Source organism: Citrobacter sp. CK198 (assembly GCF_030333295.1).
In the GTDB taxonomy this organism is placed as follows: Bacteria; Pseudomonadota; Gammaproteobacteria; order Enterobacterales; family Enterobacteriaceae; genus Citrobacter_B; species Citrobacter_B koseri.
The window spans coordinates 1-19,229 of sequence record NZ_JAOWGE010000028.1 but is presented as its reverse complement, the minus strand read 5'-3'; the positions used below and the strand labels follow the sequence as shown (position 1 = coordinate 19,229).

At 53.1% G+C, this 19,229-nt stretch carries 16 protein-coding genes; 9 read left to right on the top strand and 7 right to left on the bottom strand.

Translation table 11 applies throughout. From position 1 onward, the window contains the following. The first annotated feature begins 5 nt into the window (after positions 1–5). The 5 genes from OGY62_RS06515 to OGY62_RS06495 are packed head-to-tail and all read left to right on the top strand — an operon-like array spanning position 6 to position 5,434. Positions 6–1,943, top strand: a complete 1,938-nt coding sequence (locus tag OGY62_RS06515; RefSeq protein WP_286451999.1) for a phage tail protein — start codon at positions 6–8, stop codon at positions 1,941–1,943. 13 nt (positions 1,944–1,956) lie between these two features. Then, entirely contained in the window at positions 1,957–2,499 is a 543-nt protein-coding gene (locus tag OGY62_RS06510) for a tail fiber assembly protein (RefSeq protein ID WP_200089685.1), read from the top strand. Next, a complete protein-coding gene (locus tag OGY62_RS06505) occupies positions 2,489–3,214 on the top strand; it encodes a hypothetical protein (protein WP_200089684.1) in 726 nt (241 codons plus the stop codon). Before OGY62_RS06510 ends, OGY62_RS06505 begins: the two co-directional genes overlap by 11 nt. Next, positions 3,186–3,731 carry a baseplate complex protein gene (locus tag OGY62_RS06500; protein WP_286459396.1) on the top strand — a complete coding sequence of 182 codons (546 nt, stop codon included), beginning with the start codon at positions 3,186–3,188 and terminating at the stop codon, positions 3,729–3,731. The genes OGY62_RS06505 and OGY62_RS06500 overlap by 29 nt, the downstream gene beginning before the upstream one ends. Then, on the top strand, positions 3,731–5,434 hold the full coding sequence (locus OGY62_RS06495; RefSeq protein ID WP_286452000.1) for a hypothetical protein: 1,704 nt from the start codon (positions 3,731–3,733) through the stop codon (positions 5,432–5,434). The genes OGY62_RS06500 and OGY62_RS06495 overlap by 1 nt, the downstream gene beginning before the upstream one ends. Positions 5,435–5,954: 520 nt before the next feature. Here the strand turns inward: OGY62_RS06495 and OGY62_RS06490 are convergent. Beyond that, entirely contained in the window at positions 5,955–6,452 is a 498-nt protein-coding gene (locus OGY62_RS06490; protein WP_160880228.1) for a hypothetical protein, read from the bottom strand. Positions 6,453–6,757: 305 nt separating this feature from the next. On the opposite strand from OGY62_RS06490, the gene mntR reads away from it, so the two are divergent. Both mntR and OGY62_RS06480 read left to right on the top strand, forming a co-directional pair. Beyond that, a complete protein-coding gene (gene mntR, locus OGY62_RS06485; protein ID WP_012133150.1) occupies positions 6,758–7,231 on the top strand; it encodes a manganese-binding transcriptional regulator MntR in 474 nt (157 codons plus the stop codon). Beyond that, entirely contained in the window at positions 7,228–8,337 is a 1,110-nt protein-coding gene (locus OGY62_RS06480) for an anion transporter (RefSeq protein WP_286459395.1), read from the top strand. Before mntR ends, OGY62_RS06480 begins: the two co-directional genes overlap by 4 nt. Positions 8,338–8,417: 80 nt before the next feature. Here OGY62_RS06480 and ldtB read toward each other — a convergent pair whose 3' ends face one another. Then, positions 8,418–9,338, bottom strand: a complete 921-nt coding sequence (ldtB, locus tag OGY62_RS06475) for a L,D-transpeptidase (RefSeq protein WP_012133148.1) — start codon at positions 9,336–9,338, stop codon at positions 8,418–8,420. Positions 9,339–9,556: 218 nt separating this feature from the next. On the opposite strand from ldtB, the gene OGY62_RS06470 reads away from it, so the two are divergent. Then, positions 9,557–11,152, top strand: coding sequence for an ABC-F family ATPase (locus OGY62_RS06470; RefSeq protein WP_047457942.1), 1,596 nt, complete (start codon positions 9,557–9,559; stop codon positions 11,150–11,152). 83 nt (positions 11,153–11,235) lie between these two features. On the opposite strand, the gene OGY62_RS06465 is transcribed toward OGY62_RS06470, so the two are convergent. After that, positions 11,236–13,599, bottom strand: a complete 2,364-nt coding sequence (locus tag OGY62_RS06465; protein WP_248622891.1) for a glycoside hydrolase family 31 protein — start codon at positions 13,597–13,599, stop codon at positions 11,236–11,238. A 17-nt stretch (positions 13,600–13,616) separates the two neighbouring features. Then, on the bottom strand, positions 13,617–14,918 hold the full coding sequence (locus tag OGY62_RS06460; RefSeq protein WP_049010087.1) for an MFS transporter: 1,302 nt from the start codon (positions 14,916–14,918) through the stop codon (positions 13,617–13,619). Positions 14,919–15,210: 292 nt separating this feature from the next. On the opposite strand from OGY62_RS06460, the gene OGY62_RS06455 reads away from it, so the two are divergent. Continuing rightward, positions 15,211–16,284, top strand: coding sequence for a LacI family DNA-binding transcriptional regulator (locus OGY62_RS06455; RefSeq protein ID WP_024130506.1), 1,074 nt, complete (start codon positions 15,211–15,213; stop codon positions 16,282–16,284). Here the strand turns inward: OGY62_RS06455 and OGY62_RS06450 are convergent. The 3 genes from OGY62_RS06450 to OGY62_RS06440 all read right to left on the bottom strand — a co-directional run. Then, on the bottom strand, positions 16,281–17,543 hold the full coding sequence (locus OGY62_RS06450; RefSeq protein ID WP_286459393.1) for a DUF1479 domain-containing protein: 1,263 nt from the start codon (positions 17,541–17,543) through the stop codon (positions 16,281–16,283). The genes OGY62_RS06455 and OGY62_RS06450 overlap by 4 nt on opposite strands. Before the next feature lie 150 nt (positions 17,544–17,693). Next, positions 17,694–18,509 (bottom strand): Cof-type HAD-IIB family hydrolase, encoded by an 816-nt coding sequence (locus tag OGY62_RS06445; protein ID WP_049010113.1) that lies wholly within the window; start codon positions 18,507–18,509, stop codon positions 17,694–17,696. A gap of 138 nt (positions 18,510–18,647) precedes the next feature. Next, on the bottom strand, positions 18,648–19,229 hold a 582-nt coding region (locus OGY62_RS06440; RefSeq protein WP_286459389.1), incomplete at its 5' end, for a DUF2931 family protein.

Genomic DNA, 19,229 nt, shown 5'->3' with positions numbered 1-19,229 from the left:
TAAGTATGTCACAGACAGTTATCACTCTGGCGTTTGAGCAGTGGAAAACCAGCCAGGCCGTGACGGGTGAATCCGTACTGCTGGATGAGTTTGTTTTTGCGAATGTACCAGGGCTTGATCCTGCTATGCCGATTGACCGTAGCGAGACATTGCCGCCTGTGGCGCAGATTGTTCACCGACAGGCTGTAAGCCGTAAAGGTGTTGTGAGTGAAAATGCGGTGGTGCATTCCGTTGTTTTGGGTGCAGATGTTGGTGATTTCTCGTTTAACTGGATTGGACTCATTAACAAAGCTAGTGGCACGCTGGCTATGATCGTACATGCCCCGGAACAGCAAAAGCTGAAAACAGCGGAAGGACAGCAGGGCAACGTGCTGACGCGCTCATTCCTAATGGAATACAACGGCGCACAGGCTGAGACAGGAATTAATACGCCTGCGGAAACATGGCAGATTGATTTCACTGCCCGCATGGCGGGGATTGATGAGCGTCAGCGCTTGGAAAATATTGATCTTTACGGTGCGGCTGCGTTCTTCGGTGACGGTTATCTGGTAGCGAAAACCGGCAATCAGTTTTTTGTCACCAAAGGCACCGGTTATGTTGCCGGATTACGCACATCACTGGCCGCAAATCAGAATATTACTGTGACAACTAAGCCAGTAAAAATCTGGCTTGATGTGTGCTGGACTGGGACGCTGACAAGCGCATGGGGCGTTCAGAGCAAGATTACGGTAGCTGCAAATATGGCTGATTATGTACAAAATGGCGTACAGCATTACGTATTTGCAGTGGCTTCTATTGATGCGAATGGCGTTATTACAGATTTGCGACCAAAAGGTACCTTGGGGGAACAACAGGCAAATAGTGATTTTGTCCGTAAAGACAAGAATCTTTCTGATATTAACGATAAGGCAAAGTCTTTATCAAATATCGGTGGAGTCCCGAAAACAACAAAAATTAATGGCTATTCGTTATCTGATGATATTGATTTATCGTTTGATGATGTTAGTGCAATGCCCGTTGAGGTCGTTGGGGTAATTAATGACAATAAGACAATTGCTTCTGCAAATAAAACGGGGTGGTGGCGTGTAGCTGTTTCAAATACAGCAACTATTTCTGATTTTCCTGCTTTTCCCAGCGGTGAGAAGCTGTATGGATATGGATATTTATTTGTCGATTTGTCATCCGGGTCGTGGCTTCAGCATTACTACAGTCATCGCGGGCAGAACGCTAAGCGTCAGGGATGGGATGGGCCTTTGCCGACGCAAGGCACTTCATGGGTCATTGAATATAACACGGCCAATAAACCCACTCCTGGTGATATCGGCGCTTTACCTATTTCAGGTGGTCAACTTACTGGCGGTCTGTCGCTTCATCGCGGAATCCTTTTCTTTCCTGAGTCAGCTTATAAAAATAAAGCCGAGGGATTAACGGGAACGTATGCGACCGATACTCTGGATTATCGCTGGGAACTGTATGCGCGTAGTAAGGCAAACAGCAGTATTCGCTCTAATATCTTCACTGTTGATATTTCCGACATTTCGAAAGGTTCTACTGCTTCCGGTGGTGGTTCGAATAATACAACAACAATTACAATTCATGGCCGTATTGTCACGCCCTTTGCGATTCAACCGGGGGACTGGTCAAACTTTGATGCGCGTTACCAGGCAAAAGGAAATTACACGCCAGCAGGTCAGGCTTATACAAAAGCGGAAAGCGATGGCAGGTATTACACAAAATCGCAGTCTGATTCACGCTATTTGCAGGGGATTCGCGTAAGCGCAACGCAAGTCAGGGAGTTCCGCGACGGTGGAGGATATTCTTCTAACGATGCGGCATTTGCAACCGCGATACAGATGGTGGGCGGTAGCTCAAACGTTGGTTCTCTGCTTGTCAGGTATCTCCAGCGGAATATTAACGGCACTTGGGTAAATGTAGCTACGTAATCAGGGGAATAAAATGCAGCATCTTAAGAATTTAAAAAAATATACTCCAGACGACGCATATAAACTGTTCTTAATGGATGAGCATGGCGCAGAGTTTTTTATCTCTGACGATGGTCGGGACTGGTACGAATCACAAGCCGCTTTTCTTACAGATACATTGAAAGTGGCATATGATGCAGCGGGAATTATTCGTTGTATCAGCAATGATGTGACAGCTATTTATCCGCGAGATTTTAGCATCGTGGAAGTTAAAGCCACGGCAAAAAATAAAATGGCGGATATTTCAGGTGAATGGGTATTTAAAGACGGAGAAATCCAGCCGCGCCAGTATTCGCAAAATGAATTAGTTGAACAGGCGGAGGCAAAGAAAGCTGAATTATTGTCAGCCGCAGCAGCTGCAATCGCGCCGTTGCAGGATGCCGTCGATATTGGTGAGGCAACAGAAGAAGAGTCCGCGCTTTTACTTGAGTGGAGAAAGTACCGGGTTCAGCTTAATCGCATTAAGCCAGCCGATACGCCAGATATTCACTGGCCGGAGGTGCCTGATGTGGCGTGAAGCGCGTCTGGCTTTCACTGATTCTCTGGCCGCGCTGAATTGCTCCATCGTTCCGGCGCATCCGTGGGTTTATGGACTGGGTCAACTGACTGAAAGCGGGGCGTATTTGAGTCCCGTTAACGCAGTATCTTACCTTGCTGAAAAACTGGCCGGAACTGGTGGTGTGGCTGATGTAGTGATCTTCATGGTGACCGGGCAGACACATGAAAATTTCATGGCCAGTCTGGGTGGCTTGGTAGATGTATTCCCCGCCCCGGCATTCACACAGGTAAAGAGGCTGGCGCAATCAGCGGCGGAGCTGGCTATTGAAAAAATGCAGATCCCGGCAAAATCAACTGCGGGTTTACCTGCACCTGTTCCGTTGTCTGTTCCTACCAGCAGGATGGCGTTATCAGCTGCTGCAATCAGTGCGGCGCAACAGGCGGCTGGTGCCGGATTTGATATAAGTGAATTAAAGCAACAACTGGGAGAGTTCACGCAGCTACGCGACAAACTGATCGGTGATGTGGCCAGTGGACTGAATGAATTGCAGGGAAAAAGTGCCAGAGCGTGGGTTTTTACAGCCAGTGGAGACACCGCCACCACGTTGCTGGAACTGGTAAAAGGGATTCCGCAGCAGTCCGCTGTTTACACGGCGGCGATGATGCTGGTTGGCGATAATCTTGATGGAATAAAGGGAATGATTCATGACTTCGATCCCAACACTGGCGCTTAACGGCGAGGCGATACAGCTAAAAAATATGCGCGTGACTGTTTCACAGCAGTTTCAGGACAAAGACCAGTCCGGCCAGACCAGCGCGACGTCCAAATCAGAGCAGGGCGCAAAGGGTAAAGAGCTGCGCATTAGTGGAGAGATCCCCTTTAAAAACCCGGAGATCCTTAAACGCATCTTTGAGCTGGCCAGCGCCACCGACAGCGGCGGTAAGCGCCAGAAATACCGCGTTGCGCATGAGGTTGCCAGGGCGGTGAATTTTCGTGAAGCCACCTTCACAGGCACGCTCGATGCCCCGCAGCAGGATGGGAAAATGGCCTGGCTGGTGACATTCACGCTGACAGAACATATCAGCGTGCAGGAAAAGCGGGAAGCGAGGGCGACGGGCAAAACAACGGCGAAAAAACAGACTGCCGGAAGCGCCGGGAAGTCAGGCGGTCAGAATGCCGGTGAGGATGAAGAAAAACTGACGTGGTTTGAGCGTAAAGTGCTGAAGCCCGTAAATGATGCACTGGGGTAATGATGAAACCAGTAAAACGCCTTTACCTTTCAACGGATGAAGTGCATCTGACGGATGCAAGTCTGGTTCTGGAGTTGAACAGTTGCGGACGCGGTTTTATTACTGCTGAGACGACAAACGATTACACAGGGAAACTAGTGCGGCTGGATGTGGGGTATTCCGATCTGCTTTTGCGCTGGTTTACCGGCTATGTGGAACGCTCACAACCTGCCGAAAATGGTTTTCAGCGCCTGTTTGTACGCGAGCTGGTCGGCATATTTGAGAGAATGTGGTCATGTTCGTTTCAGCACCCAACTTTACGCCAGATCTCCAGCTGGCTGGAGGAAAACAGTGGAATTGCTGTCAGTGTGTCGGATGCCCCTTACAGCGATAAGCCGATCCCGCACTTCACCCATAACGGCACGGGCTATCAGCTGCTGAATAATCTGGGTAGGGCGTTCAGTATCCCGGATTACATCTGGTATCAGTTGCCTGATGGTTCCCTGTATGTGGGCGGCGCGGAAAAAGCGATGTTTGCTGATCGCCCGGTAGATATCCCGGCTGAGTTCAGTCAGGGGGCTGCGGGCGGTAATTCCATGACGTTGCCAGTGATCCAGAGTCTGCGTCCGGGTGTGGAGATGAACGGGGAACGCGTGACCAAAGTTCATCTGACCAATGACACAATGGCCATCACCTGGACACCCAGAAACCGCGCAACAGGTCAGCCATTACAGAAAACACCGGCACAGCGTCAGATTGAAAGCCATTACCCGGAACTGGCTTCCGGGCTGCATCTGCCAAAACAGGCCAGAGTGGTGGCACACAGTGAAGCCGTGAAAAGTGGTAATTTTGCCGATCCGTTCCGGCCGCGCTATGCCGTGGATGTGCAACTGCTTGACGCAGACGGAAACCCGGACAACAAGACGCCGGTTTATTCTGCTGTGCCGCTGCCGGTTCCTATGGCCGGTAATGATTCGGGCATGTTTCAGTTTCCGCCTGAAGGGACGCTGGTTGAAGTGGCATTTACTGGCGGGAGGCCGGATAAGCCTTTCATTCGGCAGACGCTACCGGATGGCACCAGTTTGCCCGATGTTAAGCCTGGCGAACAATTACAGCAGCAGCGCGAGGAAGTGTCACAGCGGGTTACTCAGGCTGGCGACTGGGTACGGCAGACCGATCAGACTATCAGTGAAAAATCGATGGTGCGAAGCGTTAAAGCTGATACAGAACAGCGCGAACTGGTCAGCCGTGAAACCACGGTAAAGGCCACGGATAAAATCACGGTACTGGGAACCGCCACGCTGCTGGCTGGGGCTATCCAGCAGGTAAGCGCCGGTGATTACAGCCAGGCGGTGAAAGGTAACAGGCTGGCCAGTATTGAAGGGAACGAAGAAACGGACATAACAGGACGGCAGTCCACCAAAGTGGGCGGAGCCGTGGATATTGAAGTGGGGGAATCCCTGACAGAAAAAATTGCCGCACTGCGTAAATCTGTAGCTGCTGGCGGCCAGCAGGTTATGGGGGCAACCGTTCATATTGGCAGTGAGAGTATCAACGCCCTGACCATGATGCTGGACACCATTGATTTACTGGCAGAACTGGCGCAGCAATGTGCGAGCCATTCGCACCCCAGTGTTGGTACGCCAACCAATGCCGGAGCATTTACCCAGACGGCAGCGAAAGCCGGACAGACCCGCAGCAAATACCAGAGCATAATCGCCTGACCATCCCCATCAGCCCGCGCATATTGCGGGCTTTTTTTGTACTCACTCTCAGGCCTCACCAGACGCATTCTAAGCGCCTCTTTTATCTGACCACTACCGCGCAACACCGTAAAAGGATCTGTGCTGTCACGTTACGCTGGCGGCGCTACACACTGACAAAATAAATCTTTCGCAGACAAAAACGGCACTACACCGCACCCGCCTGCGGTTTTTGGATCGTAGAAATTTTTCAGTTTTATTTTTCTTCAAATCAGACCGCCAGACCGCGCCAGCGCTGGCGGATTGCGGGAAACACTAAACTGAAAACGTTGAAAAGAATTTCACTTTTTTTCAGTAAAAAGGATCTGTAGTGGATCTGATGAAATTGTTAACTTACAGATAAATAAGGGAAAAATAAATTTTATGTGGCTTTTGGGGATCTAATTACTCCGTGTGCTGTAGACAGCAAAAAGCCCGCGCTTCTAGGAATGGCGCGGGCTACGGTGTTCAGTTTGCAATTTTTAAAACTGAAAAACAGCGGTTAAAGTTTTCCTTCCGAAATATTGAAATCCACGACTTCTTTGGTTTTCAGATCCAGTGTACAGGCATAGGTCATGTTCATTTTTGCGTTGAAGCCGTTTGTAAATTTGACCTTATCACCGATGAAGGTTAACTGGTTCTTTTTGCTGTCAATCCTGCCATGAGAAAACATTGGATCTAACATTCCGTCAGTCCATTCAAATTCATACTTCGCGGAACGCTCAACCAATGGTTTGCATTTGGTCACAGCATCTACCAGGTTCTTATCAAAGTTGCACTGGGTGTCAGTGTTAGAGCATACCTTTGGAGTTTCAGCTGCTTTTTCATCGTCACCACTACCAACGAAATACATGATTATTCCCACAATAATAATCAGTATCAGACAGCCGCTAAGTTTCTGCTTAGCACCAAAGCCCGGATCTTTTACGCCACAGTGTGGGCAAGTCTTTGCAGAGGTTGATACTTCTTTTTTGCATTCTTTGCATTTAGTGAGTGCCATAAACAATTCCTTATTAATTAAGCAGCTAGATGATAACCAGCTAAACCGTATGCTTACAAGGAACAAATGGCCATTGATAAATACTGTTGTGGATAGTGGTAAAGGAAGTTGTGCGACATTTTTGCGACACTTGGCAGTTGTTATTACCTTTAATGCGCCTATTTATAAGGGTTTTCATGTGTTACGAAAGTTATATTATATAGCTATTGCTAAAACGTTAAATTTTTGAGCCTGTGCAACTCTGGTTTACAATGGGCCCACTCCAGCCAGATGCAATTAACGCGTCACAGTAACGAGGAAGCAGAATGAGTCGTCGCGCAGGTACGCCAACAACAAAAAAAGTGACGCAATTAGTGAATGTCGAAGAACACGTCGAAGGGTTCCGCCAGGTCAGGGAAGCGCATCGCCGTGAACTGATTGATGACTACGTTGAGCTGATTTCCGATTTAATTATCGAGGTCGGTGAAGCGCGTCAGGTTGATATGGCGGCGCGACTTGGCGTTTCCCAGCCGACGGTCGCCAAGATGCTCAAGCGTCTGGCGTCGGTAGGGCTTATCGAAATGATCCCCTGGCGCGGGGTATTCCTGACCGCAGAAGGCGAGAAGCTGGCGCAGGAAAGCCGTGAACGCCACCAGATCGTGGAAAACTTTTTACTGGTGCTGGGCGTCAGCCCGGAAATCGCACGCCGCGATGCGGAAGGGATGGAACACCATGTAAGCCAGGAAACGCTTGAGGCTTTCCGCCTGTTTACGCAAAAGCACGGAACGCCTTCTGAATGAGTTTTCCTTTTCTGCGGTCATTAAGACGCGATCGTTTCCTGCTGTTATTACTCCTTGTCGGGGCCGGACTCAGTCTGTTCGTCCCGTTTACTCCCCGCACCTGGCCGGGTGCAATTGACTGGCACACCATTATTACGCTGAGCGGTTTGATGCTGCTGACCAAAGGCGTTGAGCTGAGCGGATATTTTGATGTGCTGGGCCGCAGAATGGTTCGTCGTTTTAAAACGGAACGCCGTCTGGCAATGTTTATGGTGCTGGCGGCGGCGGTGCTGTCAACGTTCCTGACCAACGATGTGGCGCTGTTTATCGTCGTTCCGCTGACTATTACCCTGAAAAGACTGTGTGCGATTCCGGTAAACCGGCTGATTATCTTTGAGGCGCTGGCGGTCAACGCCGGTTCGCTGCTCACGCCGATTGGCAATCCGCAAAATATTTTGTTGTGGGGGCGTTCTGGTCTTTCATTTGCGGCTTTTGTCTGGCAGATGGCGCCGCTTGCCGCCGTGATGATGCTGACGCTGTTGGTGCTGTGCGGCCTTTGTTTTCCGGGGCAGGCGTTGCAATACCATACCGGTACGCGCGCCCCTGAGTGGCAACCGCGCCTGGTGTGGAGCTGCCTTGGGTTGTATATCGTGTTTCTGACCGCGCTTGAACTGAAGCAGGAACTCTGGGGGCTGGCGATTGTGGCGGCAGGATTCATCGTCCTGGCGCGCCGCGTGGTACTGAGCGTCGACTGGACGTTGCTGCTGGTGTTTATGGCGATGTTTATCGACGTGCATTTATTGATACAGCTACCGGTGTTACAGGGCGTACTGCGCCATGTTGAAACGCTCTCTGCGCCGGGGCTTTGGCTGACTGCGCTCGGTCTGTCGCAGTTTATCAGCAATGTGCCCGCCACGATTTTATTGCTCAACTACGTTCCGCCGACCGCGTTGCTGGCCTGGGCGGTCAATATCGGTGGTTTTGGTTTGCTACCGGGATCGCTGGCGAATCTGATTGCATTGCGGATGGCAAATGATCGGCGTATCTGGTGGCGGTTTCATTGGTATTCGTTGCCGATGCTGCTCTGGGCGGCGCTGGTGGGATATGGATTGTTGCTGCTGAAGTGATGGCCCGATGGCGCTACGCTTATCGGGCCGATGCGGTAGGCCGGGTAAGGCGAGAGTCGCCATCCGGCACATGGCTCTGATCAGTTCAGACGAACCGGCATACCGGAACGGTTCTGAACGGCCTGCTCAACCACAGACTGATCGACATCAGGCTGGCTGGTGACGCTCTGAACGCTTTTGTTCAGGTTAATCGGTACGATCTCGCCGCCTTCGAACTGCGCTTCCGTGGTAGACAGAGGGTTATGAACTTCAATGTAACGGCTGCCATCTGGCTCAGTGGTCGCTTTCACCGGCTCGTCGATAAACTGTACGCGGGTGCCGACCGGCACATTTTCAAACAGGAACTTGATGTCGTCGTTACGCAGACGGACGCAGCCGTGGCTGACGCGCAGGCCGATACCGAAGTTAGCGTTGGTGCCATGAATCGCATACAGACGACCAATGTACAGCGCGTACAGACCCATCGGGTTATCCGGGCCAGCTGGCACGACGGCAGGCAGCGGTTCGCCCGCCGCGCGGTATTCGGCATGCATTTTCGCCGTCGGCGTCCAGGTCGGGCCTGCTTTCTTACGCTCAACTTTCGTTGTCCAGTTGATTGGCGTGTCTTTCCCTAACTGACCGATACCAATCGGCAGAACGATCACCGTGTTGGTGCCTTTCGGGTAGTAGTACAGACGCATTTCCGCACTGTTAATGACAATGCCTTCATGCACGGTGTCCGGCAGGATCAGCTGCTGAGGAATGTTCAGCACCGTACCGCCTTTTGGCAGGAAGGTATCAACACCCGGGTTCGCTTCCAGCATGTTAGACAGCCCCATCTGGTATTCAGCCGCAAAATACTCCAGCGGTTGGGTATTGCCTTCCGGGATAGTGATCACCTGGTTTTGACCAACGACGCGACTGCCATCGGTCGGTAAAGGATAAGTCACCGCTGAGGCGGTGCTGCAAAAGCCAACTACAGCGAGGGCCGCCGCGAAAAACGTTGTTAATTTCATATTCATGTTATGCGAGATTCAGTGCCTGGCAGGCTATTGGGTTGAGAATTCTGTCATGTTGGGAGCGCATTATATGTGCATTCCCGTTAAGTGGGAATTCAGATGTGTACGAAATCACATTTTTTTCCCGTGAGGACAATTTTAGCGGCTTACCGTGAGGCGCGATCTTATTTAAGACTTGTGGCATAATAAGCGGTTTGTCACATATTTTTCAGGATACGCCAGTGTTAGTTTCCAGCAACGTCACCATGCAGTTCGGCAGCAAGCCGCTGTTTGAAAATATTTCCGTCAAATTTGGCGGCGGCAACCGTTACGGCCTGATTGGCGCCAACGGTAGCGGTAAATCCACCTTTATGAAAATCCTCGGCGGCGATCTCGAACCGACGCTGGGCAACGTCTCTCTCGATCCGAACGAGCGTATCGGTAAGCTGCGCCAGGATCAGTTTGCCTTCGAAGAGTTCAGCGTACTCGACACGGTGATCATGGGGCATGTTGAGCTGTGGGAAGTGAAACAGGAACGCGACCGCATCTACGCGCTGCCGGAAATGAGCGAAGAAGATGGCTATAAAGTGGCCGATCTGGAAGTGAAATACGGCGAAATGGATGGTTACTCTGCCGAAGCGCGCGCGGGCGAACTGCTGCTGGGCGTGGGGATTCCGGTTGAGCAGCACTACGGCCCGATGAGCGAAGTCGCGCCGGGCTGGAAGCTGCGTGTCCTGTTGGCGCAGGCGCTGTTTTCCGACCCCGATATCCTGCTGCTTGATGAACCGACCAACAACCTCGACATCGACACGATCCGTTGGCTGGAGCAGGTACTGAACGAACGTGACAGCACCATGATCATCATTTCGCACGACCGTCACTTCCTGAATATGGTGTGCACCCACATGGCGGATCTGGATTACGGCGAACTGCGCATTTACCCGGGTAACTACGATGAGTATATGACTGCCGCCACCCAGGCGCGTGAACGCCTGCTGGCCGATAACGCCAAGAAAAAGGCGCAGATTGCAGACCTGCAATCTTTCGTCAGCCGCTTTAGCGCTAACGCGTCTAAGTCTCGCCAGGCAACGTCTCGTGCCCGTCAGATTGATAAAATTAAGCTTGATGAGGTGAAGGCCTCCAGCCGTCAGAACCCGTTCATCCGTTTTGAACAGGATAAGAAGCTGTTCCGTAACGCGCTGGAAGTGGAAGCGCTCGCGAAAGGCTTTGATAACGGCCCGCTGTTCAAGGGCGTTAATCTGCTGCTGGAAGTGGGCGAAAAGCTTGCGGTACTCGGGACTAACGGCGTGGGTAAATCCACGTTGCTGAAAACGCTGGTGGGCGATCTGGCGCCGGATAACGGCACCGTGAAATGGTCAGAGAACGCGCGCATTGGGTATTACGCGCAGGATCACGAATATGAGTTCGAAAATGACCTGACGGTGTTTGAATGGATGAGTCAGTGGAAGCAGGAAGGCGATGACGAGCAGGCGGTACGCAGCATTCTTGGCCGTCTGTTGTTCAGCCAGGACGATATCAGAAAACCGGCGAAGGTGCTCTCCGGTGGTGAAAAAGGGCGTATGTTGTTCGGTAAGCTGATGATGCAGAAACCGAATATCCTGGTGATGGACGAACCGACCAACCACCTGGATATGGAATCGATCGAATCGCTGAACATGGCGCTGGAGATGTATCAGGGCACCCTGATTTTCGTTTCTCACGACCGTGAGTTTGTTAGCTCGCTGGCGACGCGCGTGCTGGAAATTACGCCGCAGCGTGTGGTGGACTTCAGCGGCAACTACGAAGATTATCTGCGTAGTAAAGGGATCGACGGCTAAAAAAAAGCCCGGTGGCGCTACGCTTACCGGGCCTACGCTACAGTTTGTAGGCCGGGTAAGGCGAAGCCGCCCCCCGGCAATTTTCAGAGCACCCACTCACTCCCTTCAACGCCATTCACCCGCAGCGTGCGTTTTTCCCCCGCCGGTAACGATACCTTCAACGCGTTCCATGCCGGACGATAGTCGCCACGCGCGTTGATCTTCAGGTTGACGGTCGCCCCATCGCACACCATCTCCCATTCCACCCACAGGGCATTGCCCGTCTGATAACCCCAGCTTTCGCCATCGTCTTCAAACAGCAGACCGGACGTTGTCCCCACGCCTTTAACCGGGAACAGTTTCAGCTCGCGGGTATCGTCGCGTTCAGCGCTGACATGGGTGATCCGTTCGCTCAGCGGCAGGCCTGCACCGGCGCGTACCAGCAGCGGCAGTTTTTCCAGCGGCGCGTTCAGCGTGATCCACTGGCCGCCAGAGAACCATTCGTGGCTATCGAAATCGTACCAGCCGGTTTCGTTATCCGGCAGCCAGACGCGGCGTTCACGTTGACCGGGTTCCACCACGCTTGCCACCAGAATATCGCGGCCAAGCAGGAAGTCGTCGCACTCTGCGAAGGTTTGCGCGTCGTGCTCGTGGTCGAGGAAAGTGGGGCGCAGCATCGGCTCGTCGTCGGCGTGCGCCTGCCACAGCAGCGTGTAGAAGTAGGGCAGCAGACGGTAACGTAGCTCAATCGCGCTACGAATCGCCGGCGTCACGCCCGGGTACATCCACGGCTCATTCACCGTATGATCGTCATTCCATGAGTGGATGGTAAAGCGAGGGTGCATCACGCCATTCTGTACCCAACGCACGAACAGCTCCGCATCCGGTTTATCGCCAGAGAAACCGCCGACGTCGTGACCCACGTTATACAGCCCGGACAGACTCATCCCCAGCCCCATGCGGGTGTTGTAGCGCAGGGTATCCCAACTGGTGCGGTTATCGCCGCTCCAGGTTTGCACGTAACGCTGCATCCCGGCGCAGCCGGAACGGGAGATCAGGTACGGGCGTTTTTCCGGCGCAAAGCGCTGCTGCGCTTCCAGCGAGGCGCGCATCATCAACAGCGGCATGACCGGGCGGATATGTTTGATGGCGATTTCGCGGCCAAAGCCGTGGCAGCGGGCTTCGCCATCCCACACTTCAAACTCGTTGTTGTCGTTCCAGGTGGAGTCGATCCCCATCTCCAGCAACTGCGTGGTGACGCCTTCCTGCCACCAGGCGACGGTTTGCGGATTGGTGAAATCAAGGTTAGAACCTTCGTCATCCCAGAAACTTGAACGTTCCGGCGCGTCGGTTTCCGAATCCCGAATGAACAGCCCTCTTTCCGCGACTTCGTTGTAGCGCGGGTGATCCTGCAACAGACACGGTTTAATGTTGGCCGCCAGCTTCAACCCCGCATCGTGGAATGCCTGGGTCATCACTTTCGGCTGCGGCACCTTGTCGTAGTTCCAGTTAAAGACGTAGCGTTTGCCGTTAATGGAGGTGTAGCCAGATGAAAGCTGGAACGAATCGCACGGAATCGCGTGTTCATTGCACAGACGGATAAAGTTCATCAGCTGGTTTTGCGCGTCCGGCGCATCGGTGTAATGCATGGTCGAGCCGCTGTAACCCAGGCTCCACTTCGGCCCGAACAGGGTTTTCCCCGTCAGGCGTACAAAGGCTTTGGTGACATCCAGCACGCGCTTGCCGGTAAAGATGTAGTAATCGATATCGCCCGCTTCCGCCTGCCAGCGGCGATAGGCGGTGTGATAGTTGTCGATTTCATTGCCCAGATCCAGCCAGCAGCTGCTCAGGTTGTCGTAAAACAGACCGTAGCTGACGTCATCGCGGCGGGCGATGGTGAATGGAATATGTTTGTACAGCGGATCGGTGCTGACCGCGTTATAGCCCATTGCGTCAAGGTTGCGCATCTCATAGCGTTGGCCGTTGCGTTGCAGGTCGCCCGCTTTCTCGCCCAGGCCGTAAAAACGTTCATCTTTACGGCGGCTTAAATAGTGCGCCACGCCGTCGCCGTGAGCGTTCAGCAGATAGGCGCTGGTGGGGCGGTCGTTGACCAGCGGCTGCCAGTCGCCCGCCTCATCGCGATAGTGCCACTCCAGCCACAGCGGCTGGTGGACGGTCACGCGCAGTTGCTCAGTGGCGACAATCAGCGCGCCATTCTGCTGCGTCAGTTGCCAGGCCGGGCAGCTAAAGCCGCTGACATCCTCACGGCTGCGGCCTTCCCACGGCACATCCTGCGCCGGGGCGATACTCCAGGTTCTGTCTAATGCCAGTTCGCCTTTACGTTTGATCAGCACGCGAAACAGATTTTCTTCCAGTACGTACAGGCACAGATGGTGTTGACCATCGACCAGCAGTTCCAGATGATGGGCCGACTGTTTCTCTACAATCCAGTTTTTCAGGGTTTTCATACGCAATACATCCACTATCAGGCGCGCTTGGCGCGACGTTCAGCAATAAATGCCACCAGGAAAACAGCGCCAATCAGGTCAAAGAACCCCATGGCGATAAAGAGCGGGTTAAAGCCGATTTTGTCGGCGGTAACGCCAATTAACAGAGAGAAGAGGAAGCTGGCGATCCACGCCGCAGAGCCGCGCATTCCATTGACGGTCGCCATCTGGCCTTTATCAAACGACTCCACGACCAGCGCGCTCAGCATGCAGGAGATGATCTGATGACCGAAGCCGCCGATGGAGATCAGCACGATGGTGATATACGGATCGCGGGTAATGGCCACGATGCCGAGAGAAATCATCAGAAACGCGCCGGTCACGGAGCTTGCCACCACGGAGTTAACGCGAGAGCAGCCAAACAGACGGGTATACAAGCGGGTGAGGTAGCCGCTCGCCACGCTGCCGAGATCGGCGGCGAGGAACGGCAGCCAGGCGAACATGGCGATCTGCTTCAGATCCATACCGTGTTCCTTCGCCAGATACAGCGGCACCCAGAAGCTCAGCACCGCCCAGGCCGGTTCTGCCATAAAGGCCGGGATCGCGATACCGTAGAAACGTTTATTTTTCGACACGGTTTTCAGCGCGGTCAGGAAGGGCAGTTTCACGGCCGGAGGCTCGTTATCCTGCTTGATATACTCCAGCTCCTCTCCACTCAGGTTCGGGTGCTGTTCCGGGTTATGGTAGAACGCCCACCACAGGATCACCCACAGCAGCGCCAGCACGCCGGTAAACATAAATGCGCCCTGCCAGCCGAATGAGGCGTGCGCGAAGTAGATGATTGGCGGCGCCAGCATGGCGCCAATTGAGAAGCCGACGCCCGCCCAGCCCGCCGCGACCGGACGCTCTGATTTCGGGAACCATTCGCCGATGGTTTTGGCGTTGGCTGGCGTAGCGGCCGCTTCAGATGCGCCCATAAAGAAGCGTAAAATCGCCAGATGCAGCCAGCTTCCGGCGCCCGCATGGAAGATACACATCAGCGCCCAGATCCCGGCGCAGACCATAAAGCCAATCTTCAGGCCAATCACATCGATCAGCCAGCCGCACAGGGGCTGGAAAATGGTGTAGGCAATCTGGAACGCGCCGACAATCCAGGAGTATTGCTCGGTGGTGATCCCCAGACTCTCTTTTAGCTCCGGCGCCAGGATACCCAGCGAGTTACGCGTGATGTAGTTAACGGTCACACCCAGTAAGAACAGCACCAGCACATACCAGCGCAAATTTTTGATGACGCGGCGGGTTTTACTCGCGGCGACAGTGTTATTGATGTCCTGACTCATTTCTTTTCTCCACAAGACGGACGGTAGGGGAAATAAACGTTTGGGTGTCACACAAATATTGTTATCTCATTGAAAGTTATCTTTTTATTTATTCTTAGTTGCTATACAACTAGTATGTAAGTTGTGTGACAAGTTCAGGTTAAGTGAGAAAATGGGCGGGCAATAGCGGATTTTGTGCAAGTTTTCTCATTACTAACGGTATCGCTCTGGCAAGATGGGCATTAAGCCAGTTATTTCCCTGTTTGTGCGTTATGAAAATTTTTTCATTTAGCAAATGGAGCAAGATCACAAAATGGATAAAAGGCTCAAAATCAGCGAAATTGCCGCGCGGACGCAGCTTTCCGTCAGCACCGTTTCCCGCGTGCTGGCGGGGAAGGCAAATACCAGTGAAAAAGCGCGCAACAAAGTGCTGGAGTGCGCGCGGGAGCTGGGCGTCATGGACGGGATGGCGGCAGGCAGGCTGTTGCTGAATAGTCTGGTGGTCTTTGCGCCGCAGCGGGCGTTTGATGAGCGGTCCGACATCTTTTACTACCGCGTGATTCAGAACGTGAGTAAAGGGCTGACGGCGTATGAAGTACGGCTGCGTTATTGCGCGCTTGAGGAACTGGACAGTGACGCGCAGCTTTTCCTCGCGCGGATGAACGAAGCGGAAACGCAGGCGGCGATTTTGTTAGGGATTGACGATCCGCATATTCACGATTTGGCGGTGGACGTGGGGAAACCCTGCGTACTGATTAATTGCCGCGACCAGCGAATGCGTTTGCCAGCCGTTTCGCCCGATCACCGAGCCATTGGCGAACTTGCCGCTGATTATCTTTTTTCAATGGGGCATCGCGACGTGATGACGGTGCTCTGTCTGCGTCGCTACACGATGGAGCTGCGTCTGGCCGGCATTCGCGACGCCTGGCAAACCCATAATCTGAAATTTAACGATAAGCGGGATTTACTGGTATCGCCGAGTTTCAGTGCGAAAGAGGCGGAGCAGCGGGTCAGCGAATGGCTGGCGAATACGCCGGATAAGGCGTTGCCGACGGCGTTTTTGGTCGGCGGTGATTTTATGGCGGCGGGCGTCATCAGCGCGTTGCAAAAGCGCGGCCTTCGCGTGCCGCAGGATGTGTCAGTGATGAGTATTGACGGCTTTAATCTGGCGGAAATTCAGGATGTGCCGTTAACGGCAGTGCATGTGCCGCGCGATGAGCTGGGGACGGAGGCGGTACATATGCTGCAACAACGTCTGGTTCGTCCGAATGCGCCAATCGGTACGCTGTTGCTGAACGGCACGTTGACGGTGCGGGAGTCGGTGCGGCGGATACGTCCAGGGAAACGACGCACCGCCGTAGAGCGGGAAGGGCTGTATGACGCTTAACTCATGCCCAGCGCGCGTTTTCCGTGAACGTTCAGATCGCTCAGCGTAAAACGGCCTTCCCAGTTTGTTTCGTAATCTTCACGCGGGAAATCGCCAGGCGATGCGCCCGTTTCCAGCGCGGCTTTGACCTTGTGCGCGTAAGCCAGGTTTTTCTCGCACATCGGCGCGGCGGGGATGTACATCACGTTTCCCCAGCCTTGCTGATTTTCCACCGGCGCGACGGAGTGGATCACATCGCAATGCCACCAGACGGAGTCCCCGGCCTCCAGTTGCGGAATACTGGTCAATGCTTCAATCAGCAGCGGATGCCATTGTTGCGAAACCGGCAACACCCGGCCTGGCGCAACGCCGCACAGTTCATCTTCAGGAACGTCATCCAGCAGGGGGCGTAACAGGATATACGCCATCGCTTCTGGAATCGGCACCACATGCAGCAAGCCCTGGCCCGGCAGCATATCTGACAGCGCCGTCCACCCCTGGAAGGTGCGGAAAACCGAGCATTTGGTGGTGTTATCGACCGTATACTCTTCGACTTCGGTACGGTAGGCGGCATGCCAGGGATCGTACTTTTCCAGCTCGCCGTTAAAGATACTGGCGAAAACCCGTTGATAGGCGGGCAGCAGCCAGCGTTCCAGCGCGCCGGAATCGGTATGCGCCCCCAGACCTTTTGAGGTGGTGCCGGGTGGGCGGCGGCGGATGCGATCCGGGTAGATCACACTGATATCCGGGTTGAACCACTGTCTGCCGTCGCTTTCAAATGTCCACAGCCGATTAAGGAAAGACTGAACGTTCGCCATCTCTTCGCTCTGACGAGCCTGCATCTGCGCCAGCGACCAGTAAATCGGATAAATTTCAGGGCGGGAGGCGGTTAACGTGCCGAAGAAGTTATCGCCGGGACCTTTGTACACCTCATCAAAATGGTTGCGATCCAGATAATCCAGCATGGATTGATCCCATGCCAGCGCCTGTTCCCGTGGGAAATGGCCCTTAATGACCGCGCATCCACGCCGCTTGATCTGTTCACGCTGCGCTGCCGTGATGGCGCCGGACTGGATATCCGCGTAAGACAGCGCAGGCCAGACGGCATCGCCCTGCGCTTTGAGCGTATTGATTTCCGCCACGCGTGTGGCAATCACCTCGCTGAGCCTGTCAAAAACGCCCTGCACATCACCGAGCTGCGCCCGCAACGCCTGCTTCATCTGCCGGATCGCCGCTTTATGATCGGCCGGTAATGTATCGCTTGTGAAGGTTAAAGCCATAACTACCTCGCATTGACTTTCATTCGAAATTTAAATTAATTACAAATGACAATATAAGTTATAAATAAGTTAATGCAAGTTTAAAAGCTTGATGCGGTACGCAGAATGGAAAAGCAGGGGGAAACCGGAGCAGCGCTCCGGTATCTGGAATCAGACGTTAAAAGGCGGGGCGTTATCCAGTACGGCCTGAATCACGTTTAACGCCCCCTGATGGTTGTTATCATCGGTATGATAACGGCTGAGGGCTTTGATGTTGTCTGCGGCGTTCGCCATCGCGAAAGCGTACCGCGCCATTTTCAGCATTTCCGCATCGTTGTCGCTGTCGCCAATCGCCACCACGTTTTGCGGCGAAAGATCCCAGCGTTTCAACAGACGGCTGATGCCGTTCGCTTTGTGTAATCCCGGTATGATTAAGTCGATGAAGCCGAAGCCGCTGGTCACGGGTTTCATAATGCCGTCCAGCGACGTATGCAGCGCATCAACCACGAAGGGGATCTGCTGGTCTGGCAGGTTCAGTGAAAACTTAAACAGAACATCGTCAATGTCCTGGTAATCTTTCACGGGTTGCAGGCGGTGGTAGTGCTTCGACATCAGCGCCACAAAAGATTCCGGCGCATGTTTGCTGACATAAGCGCTTTTCAGGCCGCAGGCGACAAAATTAAGCTGCTTATCTTTTAACAGCTCGCCAATCACAATACGGGATTCATGCCGGGTCAGTTCGCCATGAAACAGCTGCTTGCCATGCTCATAAACCAGCGCGCCATTTTCCGCGACGAAGGAAATTTCGTCTTTCAGCTCGGGGAAAAAGGAAATGAGTTGGTAATACTGATTGCCGCTGGCGACGACAAATTCGATGCCGCGTTTTTTTAGTTCCTGATACTGCGCCATAAATCGTGCGTGATCGTACTTTTTGGCGTCGTCGAGAAAAGTTCCGTCCATATCAGTGACGATAACTTTAACGGTCATACATTGCTCCTGGCTCAAAACTGCGACCAGAAACATTCTAATAACAAGGTGACGGGGAGCACAAATTTAATTTCATTCGAAAGTGAAACGGCAACTGAAGTCGCCGTATTTGTAGTTGCCTGTCGGGCAAGGATATTGTTAATCCCAGTTTCCATACGGGTAGGTTTTGCCTTTAATGAAATCCTGCGTTGACTGAATGAAATTAAACGTGCCGCCGGGGACGACGTAGTCTTTGCAGAGCGTCATCTCGTTGCCTGCGAGGGTCCACATTTTCAGCGGTTTTACGGGAAGGCTGGGACGCCCGGCGACATCGGGGAACCAGACGTTGACTTTGCCACCAGGGGACAGGCCGAAAGTTATATTGTCGTACCAGACGGCATCCCCGTCCCAGGTATGATCGGCAGGGGTTTTCATCCGTAGCCAGGTTTCCGGTCCGAACACGGCGCTGGTCTCGTAAGTTTGTTTATCGATATAGGATTCCCAGCAGAAGACAATGTACTGAGGCGGCTTTTTGACTTTGTTGAAATTATTAAAGCTGACACCATGAACAGCAGTAGCCCAATTGTCGATAGAATCAGGACTTCGGGAAGTCGGATCAAGCGTATTAAAGGTATACAGATAACCATCCGTATCAATAACCCGGGCATGAAGGACTTCTGCGGGTAGTTCAGAAGGGGTGACAAAAGAAAAACTCCACTCGCCATAAGGCAGCGTCCAGTC